General features: G+C 63.1%; 17 protein-coding genes. 14 read left to right on the forward strand and 3 right to left on the reverse strand.

Going from position 1 to position 22,478, the window contains the following annotated elements; all coding sequences use genetic code 11:
• The first annotated feature begins 33 nt into the window (after window positions 1–33).
• Complete coding sequence (locus ACM6IP_RS14380) at window positions 34–507, forward strand: LEA type 2 family protein (RefSeq protein WP_401129386.1); 474 nt, start codon at window positions 34–36, stop codon at window positions 505–507.
• A 38-nt stretch (window positions 508–545) separates the two neighbouring features.
• Window positions 546–1,088, forward strand: coding sequence for a GNAT family N-acetyltransferase (locus ACM6IP_RS14385; RefSeq protein WP_401129384.1), 543 nt, complete (start codon window positions 546–548; stop codon window positions 1,086–1,088).
• Between the two features lie 67 nt (window positions 1,089–1,155).
• Here the strand turns inward: ACM6IP_RS14385 and ACM6IP_RS14390 are convergent, their stop codons facing one another.
• Window positions 1,156–1,407: a hypothetical protein gene (locus ACM6IP_RS14390; RefSeq protein ID WP_095170472.1), complete on the reverse strand. Its 252-nt coding sequence runs from the start codon at window positions 1,405–1,407 to the stop codon at window positions 1,156–1,158.
• A 165-nt stretch (window positions 1,408–1,572) separates the two neighbouring features.
• Between ACM6IP_RS14390 and ACM6IP_RS14395 the strand changes: the two genes are divergently transcribed.
• Entirely contained in the window at window positions 1,573–1,890 is a 318-nt protein-coding gene (locus tag ACM6IP_RS14395; RefSeq protein WP_095170474.1) for a DUF883 family protein, read from the forward strand.
• A gap of 181 nt (window positions 1,891–2,071) precedes the next feature.
• Here the strand turns inward: ACM6IP_RS14395 and ACM6IP_RS14400 are convergent, their stop codons facing one another.
• On the reverse strand, window positions 2,072–3,103 hold the full coding sequence (locus tag ACM6IP_RS14400; RefSeq protein WP_401129381.1) for an Ldh family oxidoreductase: 1,032 nt from the start codon (window positions 3,101–3,103) through the stop codon (window positions 2,072–2,074).
• 208 nt (window positions 3,104–3,311) lie between these two features.
• Here ACM6IP_RS14400 and ACM6IP_RS14405 point away from each other — a divergent pair, with 208 nt between their 5' ends.
• The 3 genes from ACM6IP_RS14405 to ACM6IP_RS14415 all read left to right on the forward strand — a co-directional run bounded on the left by ACM6IP_RS14405 (window position 3,312) and on the right by ACM6IP_RS14415 (window position 9,738).
• A complete protein-coding gene (locus tag ACM6IP_RS14405; protein ID WP_414861710.1) occupies window positions 3,312–8,039 on the forward strand; it encodes a dermonecrotic toxin domain-containing protein in 4,728 nt (1,575 codons plus the stop codon).
• A gap of 97 nt (window positions 8,040–8,136) precedes the next feature.
• Complete coding sequence (locus ACM6IP_RS14410; RefSeq protein WP_095170480.1) at window positions 8,137–9,123, forward strand: FecR family protein; 987 nt, start codon at window positions 8,137–8,139, stop codon at window positions 9,121–9,123.
• A 234-nt stretch (window positions 9,124–9,357) separates the two neighbouring features.
• Window positions 9,358–9,738: a fe2+ zn2+ uptake regulation protein gene (locus ACM6IP_RS14415; protein WP_095170482.1), complete on the forward strand. Its 381-nt coding sequence runs from the start codon at window positions 9,358–9,360 to the stop codon at window positions 9,736–9,738.
• A gap of 16 nt (window positions 9,739–9,754) precedes the next feature.
• On the opposite strand, the gene ACM6IP_RS14420 is transcribed toward ACM6IP_RS14415, so the two are convergent.
• Window positions 9,755–9,943: a hypothetical protein gene (locus tag ACM6IP_RS14420; protein WP_095170484.1), complete on the reverse strand. Its 189-nt coding sequence runs from the start codon at window positions 9,941–9,943 to the stop codon at window positions 9,755–9,757.
• 220 nt (window positions 9,944–10,163) lie between these two features.
• Here ACM6IP_RS14420 and ACM6IP_RS14425 point away from each other — a divergent pair, with 220 nt between their 5' ends.
• The 8 genes from ACM6IP_RS14425 to ACM6IP_RS14460 all read left to right on the forward strand — a co-directional run bounded on the left by ACM6IP_RS14425 (window position 10,164) and on the right by ACM6IP_RS14460 (window position 22,461).
• Entirely contained in the window at window positions 10,164–11,909 is a 1,746-nt protein-coding gene (locus tag ACM6IP_RS14425) for a copper resistance system multicopper oxidase (protein ID WP_401129376.1), read from the forward strand.
• Window positions 11,906–12,754 (forward strand): copper resistance protein B, encoded by an 849-nt coding sequence (locus ACM6IP_RS14430; protein ID WP_237234920.1) that lies wholly within the window; start codon window positions 11,906–11,908, stop codon window positions 12,752–12,754. The genes ACM6IP_RS14425 and ACM6IP_RS14430 overlap by 4 nt, the downstream gene beginning before the upstream one ends.
• A 35-nt stretch (window positions 12,755–12,789) precedes the next feature.
• Window positions 12,790–13,239 (forward strand): DUF411 domain-containing protein, encoded by a 450-nt coding sequence (locus ACM6IP_RS14435; protein WP_159996209.1) that lies wholly within the window; start codon window positions 12,790–12,792, stop codon window positions 13,237–13,239.
• A complete protein-coding gene (locus ACM6IP_RS14440; protein WP_095170492.1) occupies window positions 13,239–13,673 on the forward strand; it encodes a YqaA family protein in 435 nt (144 codons plus the stop codon). Before ACM6IP_RS14435 ends, ACM6IP_RS14440 begins: the two co-directional genes overlap by 1 nt.
• A 554-nt stretch (window positions 13,674–14,227) precedes the next feature.
• On the forward strand, window positions 14,228–15,796 hold the full coding sequence (gene glgA / locus ACM6IP_RS14445; RefSeq protein WP_414861711.1) for a glycogen synthase GlgA: 1,569 nt from the start codon (window positions 14,228–14,230) through the stop codon (window positions 15,794–15,796).
• A 13-nt stretch (window positions 15,797–15,809) separates the two neighbouring features.
• Window positions 15,810–17,615 carry a malto-oligosyltrehalose trehalohydrolase gene (gene treZ / locus ACM6IP_RS14450; RefSeq protein WP_414861712.1) on the forward strand — a complete coding sequence of 602 codons (1,806 nt, stop codon included), beginning with the start codon at window positions 15,810–15,812 and terminating at the stop codon, window positions 17,613–17,615.
• Window positions 17,612–19,693 (forward strand): 4-alpha-glucanotransferase, encoded by a 2,082-nt coding sequence (malQ, locus tag ACM6IP_RS14455; RefSeq protein WP_095170498.1) that lies wholly within the window; start codon window positions 17,612–17,614, stop codon window positions 19,691–19,693. Before treZ ends, malQ begins: the two co-directional genes overlap by 4 nt.
• Window positions 19,690–22,461: a malto-oligosyltrehalose synthase gene (locus ACM6IP_RS14460; protein ID WP_414861713.1), complete on the forward strand. Its 2,772-nt coding sequence runs from the start codon at window positions 19,690–19,692 to the stop codon at window positions 22,459–22,461. Before malQ ends, ACM6IP_RS14460 begins: the two co-directional genes overlap by 4 nt.
• The last annotated feature ends 17 nt before the right edge of the window (window positions 22,462–22,478 follow it).

Genomic DNA, 22,478 nt, shown 5'->3' on the forward strand with positions numbered 1-22,478 from the left:
GGCGGTTCGACCCTTGTTGATGAGAGCCCCTCTATGCGCCGATTCATCGTTGCCGGCCTTGCCCTGTTGCTGCTCAGCCTGAGTGGCTGCGCGCTGTTTCCCGATCGCGACCCGTTGAACGTCAACGTGGTCGGCCTCGAGCCGCTGCCAAGCCAGGGCCTGGAGGTGCGATTTGCGGTCAAGATCCGCCTGCAGAACCCCAACGACAATCCGATCGACTACAACGGCGTGGCCCTAAACCTTGAGGTCAACGGCCAACCACTGGCTAGCGGCGTCAGTGACCAGCAAGGCTCGATCCCCCGCTTCAGCGAGGCGCTGATCAGCGTGCCGGTGAGCATTTCGGCGTTCTCGGTGATGCGCCAGACCCTGGGGCTGAGCCAGACCCAGTCCCTGGACAACCTGCCCTACGTGCTACGCGGAAAATTGGCGGGCGGCCTGTTCGGCACCCAGCGTTTTGTCGACAGCGGCCAATTGAGCCTGGCCGGCCCAACTGCCGGTGTCCGCTGACGTCGCGCGCCGATCACTCCAAGGAGGTGGATTGCTACATGGCCCCATACCCCACGCTGTACACCAAGCGTTTGATTCTCAAGCCGCTGGAACTCGCCGATGCCCCGGCCATCCAGCAGCAGTTCGCCCACTGGGACGTGGTGCGCTACCTCAATGCCCTGGTGCCCTGGCCGTATCCAGCGGACGGTGCCTTGGTCTACCTGCGTGACATTGCCCTGCCGGCGATTGCCCGAGGCGAGGAATGGCATTGGTCGATTCGCTTGAAGTCGGCCCCCGAGCAACTGATCGGCAACATCAGCCTGATGGACGAACAGGACAATAACCGTGGTTTCTGGCTGGGCACTGCGTGGCAGGGCCAGGGGCTGATGGCCGAAGCTTCGGCCGAGGTCACTCGCTACTGGTTCCAGGACCTTGGGCGCGAGCTGATGCGAGTGCCCAAGGCCTCGCCCAACCTGGCGTCACGCCGACTCTCGGAACGCAGCGGCATGCGCCTGATCCGGGTCGATGAAGGCAACTTCGTCGGCGGCCGCTACGCCACAGAAACCTGGGAAATCACCCGCGAGCAGTGGCAGCGCCTGTAGGAGCGAGTGCCCGCTTGCGGCGTGCTCGAGATGGACCCGAGAACACCGCGCTGCCAACCCGCCGCGTTTACTTGGCCGCCATCAGGCGATTGACTTCGCTGCGCACCATGTTGGCGTATTCCGGCGGCGACATGGCGTCCAGCTCCGCGCGGACCCATTCGGCCCATTTGCCTTTGCGCTTGGAGCGCTCACCGAACAGACGGGCCGCTTCACCTTTGGATTTGCCCAGGTTGCTCTGCCAGAGGTCGAACAGACGGGACTTTTCATCTTCAAGCGCGGCGCGCTCGGCAAGGGGCTTGTCGGCCAGATTGAAGCTCATGGGAGTTACCTGCTGCATAAAATAGGCGACATCTTACACTGTAGGTGGAAATCTCCGGCGACGGATTTACCCGGACCAAGGGCCATCGCAGAAAAAATCTGCAACTTTTACCTGCCGCCTACACTCCATTGTTCACTGTCCCTTTACCCTGCAAGGAGTTACCCGATGGCCCGAAAAACTGCCGCCCAGGCTCACGAAGAGCAAATCAAGGATCAGGCGTTCAGTGAGCTGCAAGCGCTGATCGAAGAGTCGGAAAAGCTCCTGAAAAGCAGCGCCGCCCTGGTCGGCGAGGAAGCCGAGACCCTGCGCGGGCAAATTGCCCTGAAACTGCAGCAGGCTCGCGACTCGGTCACCAGCGTGCGTGAACGCACCCAACCGGTGGTCGAGGCCACTGAAACCTACATCGGCGGGCATCCTTGGCAAACTGTGGCGATCTCCGCCGGGTTTGGCCTGGTGGTGGGGTTGTTGTTGGGGCGCCGTTGAGTCCCGCAAGAGACCGCTGACTGTCGGTGTAGGAGCATCGTTAGGCGGTTGCAGTGACTGGGGTCTGGTGGACGCAGGACTTGTAGGAGCGAGTGCCCGCTTGCGGCTTGCTCGCGAAGCACTCAAGAACGACGCGTCCATCCAGGCCTGCACCTCAACGTTGACGACCCTCGCCGGCAGGTCAGTCCTCTGCCAGGCTGCGCAACTGCGCCAGGGTTTCATCGTCCAGCACTATGCCGGCCGACTCAGCTTTACGCCGCTCGCGATGGCGGCGGTCACCCGGCAGTCGGTGCAAACCGACTGCATGCATCTGCCGCACCAACTCCTGGCTTCTCTCGGCAAAGTTCTGCCCCGCTGCCTTGCTCGGGTCGATGACGATCAGCAACTGCCCGGTCCATGGGGTTTTGGCGCCAGGGTGGTTGGACCAGTCGAACTCGAACGAAAAATTGCCCCCCGTCAACGCCGCCGCCAGCAACTCGACCATCATCGACAGCGCCGATCCCTTGTGCCCGCCAAACGGTAACAACGCACCGCCCTCGAGGATCGCTTTCGGGTCGGTAGTCGGCTGGCCCAGGCTGTCCACCCCCATGCCAGGAGGCAAGCGCTCGCCCTTGCGTGCAGCGATTTGCACATCGCCGTGGGCGATGGCGCTGGTGGCCAGGTCGAAGACGATCGGCTCGGCATCCGCCCGTGGCGCCGCAAACGCAATCGGGTTGGTGCCAAACAGTGGGCGGTCGGCGCCATGGGGCACCACGCAGGTCATGCTATTGACCACGCTGAGCGCAACCAGCCCCTCATAGGCAAAGGGCTCGACGTCCGGCCAGAGCGCCGCAAAGTGATGGGAATTGCGGATCGCCATGACCGCGATCCCGGCGCTGCGGGCTTTCTCCACCAGTAATTCGCGGCCAGCAGCCAAAGCCGGCTGGGCGAAGCCGTTTTGCGCATCGACCCGCACGAACCCCGAGGCGACATCTTCCACCACGGGTACCGCCTGGCCATTGACCCAGCCGCTTTTAAGCGTCGAGACATATCCCGGAATGCGGAACACCCCATGGCTGTGGGCGCCATCACGCTCGGCCCCGGCACAGTTGTTGGCCAGCACCGCGGCGACCTCGGGACTGGTGCCATGGCGCAGAAAAATCCCTTGCAGAAGATTCACCAGTGCTGGGTACGACACAGCATGTGAGCCAGCTTGATCGTGTGACACAGACATCTGAAGCTCCAGATTTTTTATTGGAGGGGGCAACAGCGCGGGGGATCCTGAGGCGCTGATTAAACACCCCTTGACGCGCCCGCTGTCAACCGTCGAAAGGCGATCCGCAGCCCACTAACTATCTACCGCCCTGCGCCGTCTCGGCCAACTTAGCCTTGGACTTTCCCCCAGCGACTGAAAATCGTCGCGTCACACCGAGACCAACACCATGACTGACCAACTCCTACCGCTGTTTTTCCCTGAAGCCCTGCAAGACATCAAAGTCCTCAGCCCAAGGTTACGGGCCCTGGATTTCACCCTCGCGGACCTGGCCTGGTTGCGCAGTGTAGAACTCGCCAGCCACACGATACGTGCGGCGCAGCCCAACCCCATGACCGTCGAGTCCATCGCGCTCAAGGTCAAGGACCGCGAGCCACAGCCCCTGGCCGGCAGCTTCATGCTGCACCCGACCCCGGTTGACCATAAGGCGGTGCTGTACACGCCCTACGGCGGGTTGCAGAAGTTCGACAACCCTCGTGCCGTGATTCAGGCACTACAAGAGTCGCTCAAGGCCCCCGGCAAGCGGCTGGAACTGTTGCGCTTCCTGCCCATCGCCTGGCGTGAAGCATGGCCCAAAGACAACAGCGTCAGCCTGAGCCATGCGGTCATCGACGACCTGGTGTTCGAGCACCAGTCGCGACAATTCGCGGCCAGCCAGGGCAACAACCTCAGCCTGATGCGCGAACAACTTGAACAGTTGCCCACCTTGAGCCACTTGCTTGAACAATTGCTCGACCGTGAACTGGGTAGCGCGCTCCCCGGCCTGGATCAACGCCAAAGCCGTGTCGATTTCTTCGCGCTTGGCACTGAAGGTCAACGAAGCAAGGTCGACAGCAAACCCTTGACCCAGGCTCTGCTTGATTTTTTCCTGCAACGCGCATGGCCTGCGGGCCTTAGCCGGCAGTTTGCCAATCCGCGCCTGGCGCCAACTGCCGGTGACCCTGCCCCCTGGGAAAAAGCAGTCAAGACCATCGCCCAAGGGCTGGCGCCCATGTTGGCCGAGCGATTACGCAGCTATTGGGCAGCGGACGCCGGGGTCGTCGGTACGCGCCAGGTTTTTTTTGCCCAGGCCATGCGTGACAAGGCGCGCCTCGACCTGCTGCGCAAGCGCCAGAATGCAATCCTTGACCCCGAACAGCATCAGGCCCTGGTGGCGCTGCTCGAGCGTGCGGACACCCCCACCAACTACGACGCCGAACAGTTACAGGCAGAAACCGTGCGCCTGTGGGAGCACCCTGAGCACTTTGTCGAACCGGCCAGCACACTGATGCTGAGCAACCGCAGCAATGCGTACCTGTATAGCCAGCCCCTGGGCCTGCAAGTGCTGGGCAACTACGCCGAGCTGAAACAGACCGTGCAACGCATGGTCACCAGCAGTGGGCATGACGATCAGGTCTACAGCCTGTTGAGCCTGCCGGAGCGCAACCTGCTGCTGCGCCTGGAGCAGCCCCAAGTGTCTGGCGAACCGCTGTTCGGCAGCCTGTTCCAGCGCCTGGTAGCGGACATCATCAGCAAGCAACAGCAGAGCATCAGCCACGCATTGGATGTATTTCGCAACAGCGAAGGGGCGATCGACCTGCCGGCATTGTTCGATCAGTCACTGGATGTGCGCGTCATGCTCGACAGCGCGTTGCTGGAGTCGGCTGATCAGCAGCGCTGGAGTCTGCGGCCGTTGATCAGCGGTGAGCATCACCCCTCCATCGTGGTGACGGACAGGGCCAAGCTGCACCTCAAGTCCCTGCGCAGCGTACTCGACTCCCTGACTGCAAAATTCGCCACGTTCCCCGCGGACAACCTGGCACTCCAGCAAACCTTCCTCGAAGGTCTCAAGCCCGACCTCGGCCACGCCCTGGCGGTCGGTATTCGCGGCGAAGCCGCTCTGCGCCAACTGCTCAGTACGTTCAGTGCGTACGACAAGGCCATCGTCGACACTGCGCTCAATCCCGATGCCGCAACCAGACGACAACGCCACGCATTACGCGGCTTCCGGCCCGATGCCTGGTCGTTGACCCTGCACTGCACGGGCGAGCCTGACCTGATGCCGCTGGCCAATTGTTTGCTGCTGACCGAACGGGGTGGCATGGACCCATCACACTCGGGACGGGCCATCCTCTGGACGCCGGCACAAGGGCTGGAGGCCTTCGCTTCCATTACCCACGCCCAGCTCGAACTGGGCCAGCGCTTGCTCGATGAAGGTGCGCGCCAGGGGCTGCTTGAAAACCTGACGCGTGACCTCTACCGCCCTCATCGTCACTACACCCTGGGACCATTGCGCCTGATTGAAGGCCATGTACTGCAGGAGCGTCAGCAATCGGCGATCAACCACTTCATCGCCGCACGCCGGCATACCCGCGCACTCGGACTGTCGGATGCCAGCGTACGCGCGGATTTCGTACGGCATAAATTGTCGCCCACGCCGCTCAATCTCGAACATGCCATGCAGATTGCCCAGGCAATCATCACCCGAGGCTCATTACCCGCTTGGCTCGGCGCTGCCTCTCTCGGACAACTGCAGCAGCATGCCGAATTGCTGGAGCAATTTCGTCTCAGCCTTGACCCCGGAAGCGATTACCTGGATGACCTGCAACCCTTTTCAGCCTACGTCTGCGAGCGTCTCAAGCAACTGCTTGGCGCGCGATTCCCTGGAGTCGAGCTTGACCCCGATCAGTTGCAGGTGACGCCTACACTGGCCTTGACCGGCCCGGTACAGACCCTGAGTGAATTCGCACTCAACCCCACCCATGTGCTGCATGACGCCGGTTTCGCGATCACTTCGGGCAGTGCCCTGGCGCTCCCCGCGCAGGTAACTGCCAGTGAAATCAGGAAGCTGTTGCTACAACTGGACATCAAGACCGCCTACCGTGAACGACTGAACCAACACCTGAGCGGCAACACCAGCGCGGTCCTCAAGCGCCAGCAATGTTTCGTCCGGCAGTTACCCTGGCAATTGCTGCTGCACGCCCACGCACTGAACCTGCAGGGTGCACTCTCCGAGCAAGGCTTGGCCCTGGTCGAGCAAGTGTTGGACATGCCGGATGCATTGGCGCGCGCCAGCGTCAGCGAGGCCAAGGCGATCGTCCGGCCCCTTGAACTGATCGCTACCGAAGGTGCCTCTGCCGTCAAGGCGTTGGGGTTGTACCTGATCGGCGAACCCGAGAGCGGGCCGCAGATTCTCTATGCGCCCTATGACAAACACCTGGGCTTGAGCGAGTTTGAAAACGCTGCCAGCGTGGTGGCTGCGATCAACCACCCGGGGCCGCTGCAGGATTTGCTGCTGCGCCGCTTACCCGACCCGCACAAGGCGACCTACCAGAACCTGCTGGCTAGCGGCCCCGACAGCGATATCCAGCTCGCCTGCCAGCCGATCCAGGGCAACCTGCTGCATCGCTTGTTCAGCGACAACAGCGTTCTGCTGTCACACCTGCTGGGCAGTCAGGGCGAACGTAGCGCGCTGGCCGATTGGGACGCGCTCAAGGCTCTGTTCGCCAAGGGTTTGAAATACGGCGGTAGTTTTTTGCCGGGCAAACTGGCGATTCCCATAGCGCTCTGGCAAAGCTACACATCCTTCAAGGAGTCGGCCGAGGCCTTGCAGGATCATCACTGGAGGAGCGTGCTGCCGAGTTTTATCAACGGTGTTGCGCAACTGGTGAGGCTCGGCAAGTTGTTGCATGTCCCCGAAGGGGTGCGCCGCGAGACCAAGGCCATCGACCTCTGCGCGCCCGTGCGGACCCGGCTGCAGCCGTTCGAAGCCACGCAGATGACCCTCTCCGGCAAGCGCGCTGCCGATGGCAGCTACCCCTTGGCTGTCGGGAAGCACTATGCCCCGGTGGAAGGCAAGGTCTATCAAATCAGCAAGAAAGCCATCGCACCGCGCATCATCGAGAGCCAGCGCCAGGGGCCCTATGTACAGAACCGGGGTAGCCAATGGTTGCTGGATCCTGATGTGCATAGCGTTCACTACGGCAAGGCGCTGTCGAAACTGCACAGCAAACTGGTAACCCGGCACCAGGTACGCAGGCTCATCAATATCGAGGCCCGGGGCATGGAATCGATCCGCCAACTGTTCCCGGAAAAAGCCAGGCAGATCGTGCAAGCACTCGACCTTGCTCGGTTCTACGCCTTCAACAGCCTGCACAACCTGGCCCAGCTCAAGAGCACCCAGCGCGGGGCACGCCTGGAGGTCTTCTTCAAGGAAATGTTTGACGTCGACAGCGTCGATGAAAACCTGCTGCGCAAAATCAAAGAGGCAATTGTGCCCCTGTGCAAAGCCCTGGTGGATCCGAGCCTGGACCAACTCAACCACAATCGATTTGTGGTTGGCTCCAACCTGAATCCCTCGGAGGGTGTGATCGCTTTTGTGGTCAGTGAGGACGCGCAGCGCGCGGTGCATTTCACCGAGCACTTCTTCAACCAGCAACTGGACATGTATGAGGGGGCCTTGACCGAAGCGTTCGATATTACCGCCCACGCCCAGGCCGCGACCCTCATCCACGAGTTTTCGCACCTGTTTTCCAATACCTATGACTTCGCCACCCTGGAAGCCCGCAGACCCTTCAGCGACCTGGTCTCGACCCTCACCCACGCTCACCGCCTGCTCAAGGCCGCACATGAGGAGTTCCAGCGTAACGCGCTGTCCCTGCGCACGCCGGCGGAGGAACTGTTCGCCTACTGGAACGACGCAGAAAGTGAATGGGAAAGTTTTGACGACGCCCCGGAAGCTAGCCTATTGCGCGCGGCGGTCAGGTCCGCCACCGGCACCAATAATATGCGTGAGGCGCGTATTGCCTTCCTCAACCCGGACTCAGCCGATCGACGCATCGACACCATCCTGCGCAATGCCGATTCGGTGGCACGCCTGGTATGTGAAATGGGCCGGCGCCTGGACCCAGTCCCGTAAATTGACGAAAAAGCCGCTCATTGATGCTCAATCGCCATGACGGCTGTTCTCGCCGGCTGGTGGTGAAGGTTAGAATGCGCGAAACCAGGAAGCATCAATGAGCCAAACCCCACTCACTCCAGCAGACGACGACGCCGTCACTGACGCCGCAGCGCATTGGTGCATGCGCTTGCATGCCCAGGACTGCAGCGCAGCCGAGCGCCAGGCATTTGTGCAATGGCGCGACGCCCATCCCCTGCATGCGTTGGAGTATGAGGCGATGCTGGAGATCTGGGAGGTCAGTGACCATCTGCCCCGCCCGGGACACTTGGCCGTAGCTCCCAGCCCTGTGGTCCGCCCAGGCTGGCAGCGGCTGGCAATGGCGGCGGCGGTCTGTGCCCTGGCCTTGCCGCTGGCCGCATTCAGTGGCTGGCAGCTGGGTTGGTTGCCAGACTCCTACGAGCGCTTCGAGGCCCAAGGTGCACTGCGCCAGGTGACGTTGAGCGACGGCAGCCAGGTTGAACTGAACCTGGGCACGGTGCTGACCTACAGCAATTACAAGGACCAGCGCCGGGTCACCCTGAAACAGGGCGAAGCATTCTTTCGAGTCAGCCATGACGCCAGCCACCCGTTCGTGGTCAAGGCGGCAGACGGCCAGATTCGCGTCACTGGCACCCAGTTCAACGTCTGGAAATACCAGGACCAGGTCCGGGTGACCTTGCTCGAAGGCTCGGTCCTGGTGACCAGCAATGATGCCCAGCGCGGCGATGGCTTTCGCCTGGGTCCTGGCATGCAGGCGCGCTACAAGGGCGGCGACTACCAACCGCAGATCAATCAGACCTACGCCAACGACACGTCCCTCAGTTGGCGCGATGGCCGCCTGGTGCTCGACAACCTGACGCTCAACGAAGCCCTGCCGCTGATCAATCGTTACCTGCAGGAGCCGGTGCTGCTGGCCGACACTGACACCGGGATGATCCGCATCGGCGGGGTCTACAACATCAGCCAGCTACACAGCCTGGTGCCTTCACTGCCCAAGGTGTTGCCGGTGTACCTGACGCACAACGCCGACGGCCGGACCGTGCTCAACTCCCGGCCGAAGTAACCCCGGGGCCGGTCCCGCAATGAAAAAAACATTATTTGCCTTGCCATCGATACGATTCGGCGGAAAATAATTGACAGGCCATTGGCCCGAAATATCGGCGTCTCACCCTTCGCTGACGTACTTTCGACAAAATTTCTACATTCAGAGCTTCATGATTTGCCCCGCTCATTCGTCTTAATGACAGAGAGCACAAATCACATTTTCCTGATCAGGCTCTGAAAAGGAGTTTTCTGCATGTACAACTCGCAATTGCCAACGGATGGTAAACCCGCGCCGAAAGGTGTTTCCCTGGGTCAGGATGTCACTGTGTTCGGCAAACCGGTCGAGCGCCACGGTAACGAACGGATCCGCCAACTGCTCAAGAGCTTTGGCCTGCGCACCAGCCTGATACGCTTGAAAGTGATCGATGCACTGCTCAGCGCCGCGGAAAACGACCACCCGCTGGGCGTGCGTGGGGTGCACAGCCACCTGCTGGAACTGGACATCCCGCTGTCTTTTCTCAGCGTGCGTGAAGTCTTGAAGCGCCTGTGCAGCGAAGGCGTGATCGTGCTCAACCCGGATAAAAGCTACAGCCTGCATCCACAGGCTGCTGCCGTGCTCCAGCGCCTCGACTGACGCTGGCCCACCTCGCTCAGGGCTTGACCTTGCGCCGCATCACGCCGTTGATCACCACCACCGACACGGCCACGCCAATGGCGATGTACTGGAACAGCGTTTCGCTGATGATCCCGGCATTCTGCAGATATGACAGCCCAAGCATGATCGCCAGGACCACCAGGGAAATCAGAATCGAGTATTTCAAACGTTGCGACTGGGTCATTGCGGGTTCCTGAACCTGTGAATGTGTGAGTCCTGCAGCGGGCCGGCCCCATCCCGGTTCGGGGGCGCCAGCAGCACGCGGGCCACATGGTACACCCAAGATGTTTCGCCGGGCGCGCCACGCAGCTGACAAATCGGTAATCCGCGCCTCAGTTTACTGACAGCGCGGGCCATTTAAGGTCCTGCCAAACCTGAAGCTTCAGGATTGACAGGACTTTTTTATGCCTTCAACACCCTCGCGACGCTCTTTGCTCAAAAGCCTGGCCGCCGGCACTGTCCTGGCGGGCACCGGCCTGTGGCGCCCCACCAGCTGGGCCGTGACCGCAGACACAGCCTCCTCGACCCTGACCGGTAGCCGCTTCGACCTGTGGATCGGCGAATCGCCAGTCAACTTCAGTGGCAGCCCACGCACCGCCATGACCATCAACGGCGGTATTCCCGGCCCCTTGCTGCGCTGGCGTGAGGGCGACACGGTGACCTTGCGCGTGCACAACCGACTCAAGCAGGACACCTCGATCCACTGGCACGGGATTATCCTGCCGGCCAACATGGACGGCGTGCCCGGCCTGAGCTTCCACGGCATCGCCCCCGATGGCCTGTACGAATACCAATTCACCCTGAAGCAGAACGGCACCTACTGGTACCACAGCCATTCCGGCCTGCAGGAACAGGCCGGCGTCTATGGCCCACTGGTGATCGACGCCCGCGACCCCGAACCCTTCGCCTACGACCGGGACTACGTGGTGATGCTCAGCGACTGGAGCGACCAGGCCCCGGAACACCTGATGCGCACCCTGAAAAAGCAGTCCGACTACTACAACCGGCACCAGCGCACGGTCGGCGACTTCATAACCGACGTCAGCCGCGACGGCTGGGCGGCGACAGTGGCGGACCGCACCATGTGGGCCCAAATGAACATGAGCCCCACCGACCTTGCAGACGTCAGCGGCGAAACCTACCACTACTTGCTGAACGGCCAGACGCCACAAACCAACTGGACCGCCCTGTTTCAGCCGGGGGAAAAGCTGCGCCTGCGACTGATCAACGGCTCGGCCATGAGTTACTTCGACTTTCGCATTCCCGGCCTGCAGATGACCGTGGTCGCGGCCGATGGCCAGTACGTGCAGCCGGTCACCGTCGACGAGTTGCGCATCGCCGTTGCCGAGACCTACGACGTCATCGTCCAGCCCACCGGCGCCCGCGCCTACACCCTGTTCGCCCAATCGATGGACCGCAGTGGTTATGCCCGCGGCACGCTCGCCACCAGCCAGGGGCTCAGCGCCGACGTCCCGCAGCCTGACCCGCGCCCGTTAATCAGCATGGCCGACATGGGCATGGACCACGGCAGCATGGCGGGCATGGCGGGCATGGATCATAGCCAGATGGCCGGCATGGATCACAGCAATATGCCCGGCATGGCCGCCCCGCTGCAAAGCCATCCGGCTTCGGAAACCGCCAACCCGTTGGTGGACATGCAGACCATGCGCCCCAGCGCCAAGCTCGCCGACCCGGGCATCGGCCTGCGCGACAATGGCCGCCGAGTGTTGACCTACGCCGACCTCAAGAGCACCTTCGCCGACCCCGACGGGCGCGAGCCCTCGCGCACGCTCGAGTTGCACCTGACCGGGCACATGGAGCGCTTCGCCTGGTCATTCGACGGCATCAAGTTCAGCGACGCCCAACCCCTGCGCCTGACCTACGGCGAGCGCCTGCGCATCACCCTGGTCAACGACACGATGATGACCCACCCGATTCACCTGCACGGCCTGTGGAGTGATCTTGAGGACGAGCACGGGCGCTTCCAGGTGCGCAAGCACACCATCGACATGCCGCCCGGCACCCGCCGCAGTTATCGGGTAACCGCCGATGCCCTGGGCCGCTGGGCCTATCACTGCCACCTGCTGCTGCACATGGAGATGGGCATGTTCCGTGAAGTGCGCGTCGATGAACCGGGGAGCCCGACATGAACATTCGCCTGCTGCTGGCCGCACTGTGCGGCGTTTACCTGAGCCCGACCCAGTCGGCCGAAAGCATCGACCACGCGGCCATGGGCCACGGCGCGATGCCTGCCATGGACCACAGCCAGATGCCCACGCTGCAGAGCCGCACGCCGATTCCCGTGCCCAGCGACGCGGACCGCCGGGCAGCCTTCCCGGCGGTCAATGGGCATAGGGTTCACGACAAGGCGCTCAATGGCTTCTGGTTGATCGACCAACTGGAGTACCAGGATGCCGACGACGGCAGCGCCCTGGCCTGGGACATGAGTGGTTGGGTGGGCGGCGATATCGACCGGCTGTGGCTGCGCACCGAAGGTGAACGCAACAATGGCCACACCGAAAAAGCCGAAGTGCAGGCGTTGTGGGGACATGCCATCGGACCCTGGTGGGACCTGGTCGCCGGCCTGCGCCAGGACTTCCAGCCAGGCTCGCCGCAGACCTGGGCCGCGTTCGGGGTGCAAGGCCTGGCCCTGTATAACTTTGAAACACAAGCCACGCTCTTCGTCGGCGAAAAGGGGCAAAATGCCCTCCGCCTGGAAGGCGAGTACGACATTCTGCTGAGCAACCGGCTGATCCTGCAGCCCAGCGCCGAGCTCAACCTGTACAGCCGCAACGACCCCGAACGGCGGATCGGCGCGGGGTTGGCCAACACCGAAGCCGGTGTGCGCCTGCGTTATGAAATCGTCCCCGAATTTGCCCCGTACATTGGCGTGACCTGGAGCAGCACCTACGGCAACACCGCCGACTACACTGGCGAGGATGACGAACAGCGCAACCAAACGCGCTTCGTCGCCGGCGTGCGGCTCTGGTTCTGAGCCCATCAACGCAACGATCGACAAAGAGATTCCCCATGCACACCACAGCACTTCGCCTGGCCGCCCTGGGCGCCCTGTTCATCAGCACCCAGGCCCTGGCGGCCGAACTGATCCCGATCGACGTCCATCGCGACGCCAACTGCGGTTGCTGCAAAGCCTGGATCAGCCACCTGCAGGACAACGGCTTCAAAGTCACCGACCACGTCGAACCCAACATGAGCGAAGTCAAGCAACGCCTGGGGGTGGCGCCGCGCCTGGCGTCCTGCCATACCGCGCTGATCAACGGCAAGTTTGTCGAAGGCCACGTCCCGGCCGAACAGGTGCTGGCCCTGGCCAAGCGTGACGACTTGCTGGGCATGGCCGTACCGGGCATGGTCACCGGTTCGCCTGGCATGGAAATGGGCGATACCGTCGACCCGTACCAGGTAATCGGCGTGTCCAGGGATGGCAGTCAAACGGTGATCGCCGACTACCCGGCCAAGTAGTGCTGCTGGCGTACCTCGGGCTGTTTGCGGCGGCATTCGGTGCCGCCACACTATTGCCCTTGCAGTCCGAGGCAGTGCTGGTGGGATTGCTTCTCAATGGCCAGTACTGGTTGTGGCTGCTACTGGCCGTCGCGACCCTGGGCAATGTCCTCGGGTCGCTGGTCAACTGGTGGCTGGGCCGCGGCATCGAGCGCTTCAAGGATCGCCGCTGGTTCCCCGTCAGCCCAACCAACCTGGAAAGGGCCCGCCGGCATTATCAGCGTTACGGGCACTGGTCGTTGCTGCTCAGCTGGTTGCCGGTGATCGGCGATCCATTGACCCTGGTGGCCGGCGTAATGCGCGAGCCGCTTGGGCGTTTCCTGCTGATCGTCACCCTGGCCAAAGGCGCCCGGTACGGCGTGCTAGCCCTGGCCACGCTCGGCTGGCAGGGCTGACCTTTTCCCCGGACACAACAAACCCTGTGGGAGCCGGCTTGCCGGCGATGGTCTTCAACGATGATGGGTATTTCCCAGGCCAACCCCCTCCAAGTCGCGCACTTATTTGGTGCGGCCACCTGCAACCCTCCGCTCCACAGGCACCCATCCCCTGCCTCTTTTTAACCGACCACCACTGAAAACCTGCCCTTCGTCGGTGCAATTGTCACAATTTTCCAGTTGTCTTCTCCTGATCCAAACCGATTGTCGAACAATCCGAAAACCCGCCTACCCCGCTCTAGGTTCTGGCCTAGACTGGATTTCGCGGGGCCAGACCGTCGGGTCATATAACGGAGAAAAACTCGAAACTTTCCGCTATAGCGACGGGTCAGGTGATTAGAGGGGTCACGGCCGCTGGTGCAATCCTTGCAATGTTCACAACAGCCTTGGGAGCTTCAACGCATCGGGCCGCGCTTGCGCCACGACGCGTGGCGCATTTGCGCCTGGCCACAGGAAACGGCCGCTTGATGCACGGGTGAGATGCCTAAAGCAGATCAATAAAACGGGAGAAAAACATGAACAGTGCCGCTTTAGAAATCCAGGGAGAACGTACTCAGCAGGCCATCGGCGAGGCGACATCGATGGCGATCCTGGCCCTCGGTGCAAAGACGGTACTGCCCACTCCACGTCAGAATCCGAACAAAAAGAAAGTCTTGTTCGTGACGTCGGAAATCGCTGACCTGGTGAAGACCGGCGGCCTGGGTGACGTCTCTGCCGCACTGCCTCGGGCCATGGCCCACCTGCACGACGTCCGGGTGCTGATCCCGGGTTACCCGCAAGTCATGCACAGCGATAACCCGATCCACATTATTGGCGAACTCGGCGGCCACGCGGCCCTGCCACCGTGCAAGATCGGACGCATGGACATGCCCGACGGGCTGGTGATCTACGTCCTGATCTGCCCCGAACTGTACGAGCGCGAAGGTTCGCCCTACGGTGCCAACAATGGCCGTGACTGGCCCGACAACCATATCCGATTTGCCCGCCTGGGCCTGGCTGCCGCCGACATCGCCGCCAACCTGGCGCAAATCCATTGGTGCCCGGACCTGGTGCACGCCCATGACTGGCCCGCCGGCCTGGCCCCGGCCTACATGCACTGGCGTGGGCAGCGCACCCCGACCCTGTTTACCATCCACAACCTGGCCTACCAGGGCGTGGTCAGCCTGGCTTCGTGCCCGGAGCTGGGAATTCCCGAACACGCCCTGCAGCAAGAAGGCATGGAGTTCTACGGCAAACTGTCCTTCCTCAAGGCCGGCATGGCCTATTCCAGCCACATCACCACGGTCAGCGCGACCTACGCCCAGGAAATCACCACCCCGGCGTTTGGCTGCGGCCTCGATGGTTTTCTGGCCAGCAAGACCCAACAGGGCCTGCTCAGTGGCATCCCCAACGGCATCGATGAAAGCTGGGACGCAGCCACCGACCCGCACCTGTCCTGCCCCTTCACCATCGGTGACTGGGACGGCAAGGCCGCCAATGCCGCCCAGGTCCGCGACTTGTTCGGCCTGCAGGACAGCGAGGGCCCGCTGTTTGCCGTGGTCTCGCGCCTGGTCTACCAGAAAGGCCTGGACCTGACCGAAGGAGTGGCCGAGTACATCGTCAAATCCGGCGGGCAGATCGCAATCATCGGCCGTGGTGAACCAGAGGAAGAACAAGCCATGCGCAACCTGGCCCTGCGCTTCCCAGGGCAGATCGGCGTGCGCATCGGCTTCAATGAAACCGATGCGCGGCGCATGTTCGCCGGCAGTGACTTCCTGCTGATGCCCTCGCGCTACGAGCCCTGCGGCCTGAGCCAGATGTACGCCCAGCGTTTTGGCTCCTTGCCGGTCGCGCGTAACACCGGGGGCCTGGCCGACACCATCGAAAATGGCGTCACCGGTTTTCTGTTCGACGAGTCCACCGTGCCCAGCTACGAAGAGGCGCTGAGCCGGGCCTTCAAGGTCTTTGCCTTCCCTGCCCTGCTCAATGCCATGCGCTGCCGGGCCATGGCCGCACCCTTCAATTGGTGCAAGGCCGTCGAACCCTACGCTGAACTCTACGAACAACTGGTGGCCAAGGCGCTGGGGAAATCGGTCAAGTTATAAGAGGGAACTGTGCATGCCGTTACGGACTATGGAAACCTGGCCCCACGGCGCTGTCATGCTGGATGCGCAACACACCCGGTTTGCGCTGTGGGCACCCGATGCATTTTATGTGAGTGTCGAGTTGGACGAGGGGCCGTCGCTGCCCATGCTGCCCCAGGCCAATGGCTGGTTTGTCCTCAAGACCCCCTGCCCGGCCGGAACCCGCTACCGCTTTAACATCGATGGTGAACACGACGTTCCCGACCCCGCCTCCCGCGCCCAGGAGGCGGGGCCGGAGTCGGCCAGCATCGTGGTCGACCCGCTCGCCTACCGCTGGCAACACTCGTCCTGGCAGGGCCGGCCCTGGCATGAGGCGGTGATCTACGAGCTACACGTCGGCCTGCTCGGCGGGTTTGCCGCAGTCCAGCAGCAGTTGCCGCGCCTGGTGGACCTGGGCATCACGGCAATCGAGTTGATGCCTCTGGCGCAGTTTCCCGGCGAGCGCAACTGGGGTTATGACGGCGTGCTGCCCTACGCCCCGCAATCGTCCTATGGCTCGCCCGAAGCGCTCAAGCAGTTGATCGACTGCGCCCACGGCCTGGGCCTGGCGGTGATCATAGACGTGGTCTACAACCATTTCGGGCCAGACGGCAATTACCTGCACCATTACGCCAAGAGCTTCTTTCGCGAAGACCGGCACACGCCGTGGGGCGCCGCCATTGATTTCCGGCGCCGCGAAGTGCGTGATTTCTTTATCGACAACGCCTTGATGTGGTTACTCGAGTACCGCTTCGATGGCCTACGCCTGGACGCCGTGCACGCCATCGACGACCCGGACTTTCTCCAGGATCTGGCAAACCGGGTCCATCAGCAGATCGATCCGGCACGGCATGTGTGGCTCACCGTGGAAAACGAGCACAACCAGGCCAGCTTGCTGGAGCAGCGGTTCGACGCCCAGTGGAACGACGACGGGCACAATGCCCTGCATGTCCTGCTGACCGGGGAAACCGATGCCTACTACGCCGACTTCGCCCACAACCCCACAGAGCAACTGGCCCGCTGCCTGAGCCAGGGGTTTGTCTACCAGGGCCACACCAACCGCCATGGCCAGACCCGTGGAGAGCCTAGCGGTCACCTGCCCCCCAGCGCGTTTGTGCTGTTCCTGCAGAACCATGACCAGATCGGCAATCGCGCCTTTGGCGAACGCCTGCACCAGTTGTGCCCGCCCCAAGCCCTGCACGCTGCCACGGTGCTGTTGTTATTGTCGCCGATGATTCCCCTGCTGTTCATGGGCGACGAAGTGGCCGCCGATCAACCCTTCCTGTTTTTTACCAGCCATCACGGCGACCTCGAGCAACTGGTGCGCGAAGGCCGGCGCAATGAGTTCGCCTGCTTCAAAGCCTTTGCCGACCCCCACAGTCGCGAGCGCATACCCGACCCCAATGCCCCACAGACCTTCGAAGACTCGCGGCCCAACCTCACCCCCGGGGACTACGGCATACGCCACAGCACCCAGGCCCTGTACCGACAGTTGCTGCTGATTCGCCACCGCGAAATCATCCCACGCCTGCCCGGCGCCCACGCCCTGGGTGTTTCGGTGCTCGGCGAGGGGGCGATCAGCGCGCGTTGGCAACTGGGGGACGGCAGCATGCTGCACATTGAGTTGAACCTCAGCGCCAACGCTGTTGCCCATATACCGCAAGCCCAGGCCCAACTGCTGTTCGAGTACCCGCCACAGGCGTGCACCCGATTACAGCAAGGCACCCTGGCTCCCTATTGCGCGCTGGTCAGCCTGACGGCAGCGGCATCCATGCTACCCCCCGCAGGAGAGCGCCAATGAGCGATGCGCAACTGGAAATTCTCGCCAGCCGGGCCGGCCTGGCCGTGGATTGGATCGACGCCAATGGGCGTGCGCAAAAAGTTGCCCCGGCAGTCCTGCGCGCGGTCCTCAACGGCCTCGGCCACCCGGCCGGCAGTGCCCAGGAAATCGACGCCAGCCTGTTGCAGGTGCAGCAGAGCCAGGCGCGCAGCCAGTTGCCACCGCTGTTGACCGTGGATGTCGGTGCCGGGCTTGACCTGGCGCGCTACTTCGAACCGCACACGCCCTGCGAGATTCATCTGGAAGACGGCGCCATCCTCAATCTGAAACTCGACGACGAGGCGCGGTTGCCGGGGCTGATCCCGGTGGGTTACCAGGAAGTCAGCATCGCCGGTCGCTATTTCACCCTGGCCGTGGCGCCCCTGCACTGCCACAGCGTCGCCTCGGCCGTGGACAGCGACACCCCGCGGGCCTGGGGCCTGAGCGTGCAGCTGTACGCCTTGCGCCGCCCGGGCGACGGCGGTTTTGGTGACACCCTGGCCCTTGAAGAGCTGGCCCGGGTTGCCGGTGAACGCGGCGCCGAAGCGCTGGCGATCAGCCCGATGCACGCAATGTTCAGCTGCGACACCCAGCGTTTCAGTCCCTACTCACCGTCCAGCCGGCTGTTCCTCAATAGCCTGTACGCCGCTCCCGGCGAGATCCTTGGCGAACGCGCCCTGCGCATGGCCATCGACGCCACGGAGTTGGCCGACGAACTCGCCCAGCTGGAAAACCAGCCCTTGGTGGACTGGCCCGCTGCCGCCCAGGCCAAACAGAAACTCTACCAGGCCCTGTATGAAGGGTTTACCCGCGGCGATCACCCGTTGCACGCCGACTTCAGCAGCTTTCGCCACAGCGGTGGCGAAGCCCTGGAAAACCACTGCCGTTTCGAAGCCCTGCAAGAAGCCTGCGCTGCCCGTGGCGAAAGCCTGGACTGGCGCCACTGGCCCGAGCCCTGGCGCAATCCGCGCAGCCCGGAGCTGGCCGCGTTTGCCGAGCAGCATGCCGCACGCATCGGTTTCTACGCGTTTTGCCAATGGCTGATCGCCCGCTGCCTGCAGCGTGCGCAAAACGTCGCTCGCAGTAGCGGCATGGGCATCGGCCTGATTGCTGACCTGGCGGTCGGAGCGGACGGCGGGGGCAGCCAGGCCTGGAGTCGCCAGGATGAACTGCTGGCCTCCCTCACCGTCGGCGCGCCCCCAGACATTCTCAATCGCGCCGGCCAGGGCTGGGGCATCTCCGCGTTTTCACCCGAAGGCCTGGTGCGCAACGGTTTTCGCGCCTTCATCGAAATGCTCCGGGCCAACTTTGCCCACGCCGGCGGTTTGCGCATCGACCACGTGATGGGCCTGCAACGGCTGTGGGTCATCCCCCTCGGCGCGCCGCCCTGTGACGGCGCCTACTTGTATTACCCGGTAGACGACCTGCTGCGCCTGCTGACGCTGGAGTCGCACCGGCACCAGGCGATCGTCCTCGGCGAAGACCTCGGCACCGTGCCCGATGGCCTGCGCGACAAACTCATCGCCCGCTCGATTCTGGGCATGCGCGTATTGCTGTTCGAACAGGATCACAGCACACGCTTTCGGCCGATTCTCGACTGGCCCGATAACGCGCTGGCCACCACCAGCACCCACGACCTGCCCACGCTCAACGGCTGGTGGCACGGCCGTGATATCGAATGGAACGCTCGCCTGGGGCTTGTGACCAGCGACGACGAAAGCCATTGGCGCGCCCACCGCCAGCGCGAGCGTGACAGCCTGCGCAGCGCCCTGAGCCAGGACCCGCAGAACTTTCGCGAAGAGCAGCACGAGACCGACCAGGTGCTCGATGCCAGCGTGCGTTTTCTCGGGCATACCCGGGCGCCACTGGTGTTGCTGCCGCTGGAAGATGCCCTGGGCCTGGACGAACAGGCCAATCTGCCGGGCACCGTCGACACCCACCCAAACTGGCGCCGGCGCTTGCCTGGCGAGAGCAGACAACTGCTGGACGATGCCGACGCCGCTCGGCGCCTGGAAATGCTCGCCTGCGCACGCCTGCAAGCCAGCGAGCGTGATCGATGAGCAGTCTGCGGGCCACCGTCAGGCTGCAGTTTCATCAAGGTTTCACCCTGGATGACGCGGTGCCGCTGGTGCCCTATTTCGCTCGCCTTGGCATCAGTCACCTGTATGCCTCGCCGCTGCTCAGTGCCCGCAGCGGTTCGATGCACGGCTATGATGTGGTCGACCCAACCCAGGTCAACCCGCAACTAGGTGGTGAGGCAGCGCTACGGCGCCTGGTCAAGGCCCTGCGCGCCCACGACATGGGCCTGATTCTCGACGTCGTGTCCAATCACATGGCCGTGGGTGGCGCCGATAATCCCTGGTGGCTGGATCTGCTGGAGTGGGGGCGACTCAGCCCCTATGGCGAATTCTTCGATATCCAGTGGCACTCGCCCGACCCGCTGCTCGAAGGTCAGCTGCTCCTGCCATTCCTGGGCTGCGACTATGGCAGCGCCTTGCAGGACGGCAGCCTGGCGCTGCGTTTTGACTCGGCGCGGGGGCGGTTTTATGCCGAGCACTACGAGCACCATTTCCCGATCTGTCCCAGTGACTATGCAGCATTGCTGATGCCGGACGAGCATCTGGACGCCGAACAGCGCGCCGCACTGAAAACCCTCGCCGAGGGTTTTACCCGCCTGCATTACCAGACCGCCGCCCATACGCTCGCCGGCCCCTTGCAACAGGCCTTGGCGCAGTTGGCCAGGGAGCCCGCGCTGGCCCGTTGCATCGAACACAACCTGGCCCTGCATGACGCTCGCCAGCCCGAGGGTTTCACCCGCCTGCACAACCTGCTGGAGCGCCAGAGTTATCGCCTGGCCAGTTGGCGCACGGCGGCGGACGACATCAATTGGCGGCGCTTCTTCGACGTCAATGAACTGGGCGGCCTGCGGGTCGAACGCCCGGCCGTGTTCGAAGCCACCCACGGCAAGATCTTCGAGTTGCTTGCCGCAGGCCTGGTGGACGGCTTGCGCATCGACCACATCGACGGACTCGCCGACCCGCGGGGCTACTGCCGCAAACTGCGGCGCAGGGTCGACGCTCTGGTCCCGTCTCGGCACATCCCGATCTACGTGGAAAAAATCCTCGGTCCCGGGGAAACCCTGCGTCGCGACTGGCGGGTCGATGGCACCACCGGCTATGAATTCATGAACCAACTGTCGTTGCTGCAGCACGACCCGCAAGGTGCGTTGGCCCTGGGCGAGCTGTGGGTACGCCATAGCGAACGTCCGTCGGCCTTCATCGAAGAAGCGCGCCTGTCCCGCCAGCAGATTCTCAACGGCTCGCTGGCCGGCGATTTTGAGAGTGTCGCCCAGGCCCTGTTGCAAGTGGCCCGCGATGATGTGATGAGCCGCGACCTGACCCTCGGCGCGATCCGCAGGGCACTGCAGGAACTGATCGTGCATTTCCCGGTTTACCGCACCTACATCAGCCCGCGCGGACGCTCCGTCGAGGACCAGGTTTTTTTCCAGCAAGCCATGGACGGTGCCCGCCAGACCCTGGGCGAAGCCGACTGGCCGGTGCTCGACAGCATCGCCCTGTGGCTGGGCGGCCAGCCTTGGCGCGAGCGTCCGGTGGGGCGCCAACGCAAGATCCTCAAGCACGCCTGTGTGCGGTTCCAGCAACTGACGTCACCGGCGGCGGCCAAGGCCGTAGAAGACACCGCGCTGTATCGTTCGGGCGTGCTGTTGTCACGCAACGATGTCGGTTTTGATACCGAACGCTTCAGTGCGCCCTTGGACGATTTCCATGCCGCCTGCATCCAGCGTCTTGCGACCTTCCCGGACAATCTGCTGGCCAGCGCCACCCACGACCACAAGCGCGGTGAAGACAGCCGAGCGCGGTTGGCCGTGCTCAGCGAGCGCAGCACCTGGTATGCGCAACAAGTCGACACCTGGCGCACCGAGGCCACGAGTCTACGGGACGACAGCCAGGCGCCGGCAGCCGGTGACGAACTGATCCTCTACCAGGCGCTGCTCGGCAGTTGGCCACTGGGCTTGCGTTGCGACGACCTGCCGGCCCTGACTCATTACTGTGAACGCCTGTGGCAGTGGCAACAAAAAGCCCTGCGCGAAGCCAAGCTGCACAGCAGTTGGAGTGCCGCCAACGACGCTTACGAGCAGAGCGCCCGCACGTTTACCGAGCGCCTGCTGCTCGCCCCCGAGGGCCTGGCGTTGCGCAGCCGTATCGCCGACGCCGTAGCGGTCATTGCCTGCGGCGGTGCCCTCAACGGATTGGCGCAAACCTTGCTGCGCATGACAGTGCCGGGGGTTCCAGACCTGTACCAGGGCAATGAGTTCTGGGATTTCAGCCTGGTGGACCCGGACAACCGGCGACCGGTGGATTACCAGGCGCGGATCCAGGCACTGGAGCAGGAGCAGAATCCGCCCCGGTTGCTCGACACCTGGCAGGACGGGCGCATCAAGCAGGCCTTGATCACCCGCACCCTGGCAGTGCGCGCCGCGCATGCCGAACTGTTCCGCGCCGGGCGCTACCTGCCGTTGACGGTGCAAGGCAGCCAAGCGCAGCGCGTGCTGGCGTTTGCCCGCGAGCACCAGGGCCAGTGGGTGATCGTGCTGGTGCCGGTGCGGGTTGCCGCGCTGCTGGAAAGCAGTGCCACCCCGCTGGTGCCTGCCCTGCAGTGGGGCGATACCCGAGTCACCCTACCGTTCACCCCTCGCGAGGGAAAACTGAAGGGACTTTTTTCCACAGTGGAAGTCACACACCACACAGAGCTGCTGATCAGCGCCGCGCTGGGGGACTTCCCGGTCAATCTGTTTATCCAGACTTGAGTTCAACTCAGGAGCAT

This window comes from Pseudomonas sp. IT-P176 (genome assembly GCF_949767245.1).
Lineage (GTDB): Bacteria > Pseudomonadota > Gammaproteobacteria > Pseudomonadales > Pseudomonadaceae > Aquipseudomonas.